We start from the raw sequence: 325 nt of genomic DNA, 5'->3' as shown, positions 1-325 counted from the left end.
CCTCATTAAGGGATGATTAGGGTTAGCTAACTCTAGAAGTTTAATATTAGTTAATACGTCAAATATATTTTCTAAAACTGGTAGTATTCCTATGGCTAATATTCCTGAAACTATAGCAGATACTCCTGTAAGCATAGCCTTATTGATTATACTAGTCACATTAGTACTTAGGAAATATCCCATGGCACCAGTAAATACTACATTTATAGCTCCAATGAGCAATGAAGAATACAATATGTCATTTCTTTGCTGAACCCTTTTTAATACCATTGGAACTATTACTGCATTGACCATAGCTATAAGAGTCAAATCCACTGAAAATTTA

At 32.3% G+C, this 325-nt stretch carries 1 pseudogene; it reads right to left on the bottom strand.

The window, feature by feature from the left end:
• Positions 1 to 325, bottom strand: a pseudogene (locus B2671_RS16060) (phosphohydrolase); the annotation flags it as partial.

This window comes from Clostridium sp. UBA5119, assembly GCF_002414285.1.
GTDB classification, from domain to species: domain Bacteria; phylum Bacillota; class Clostridia; order Clostridiales; family Clostridiaceae; genus Clostridium_J; species Clostridium_J sulfidigenes.
The sequence above is the reverse complement of the archived record's forward strand: the minus strand, read 5'-3'. Positions and strand labels throughout refer to the sequence as shown.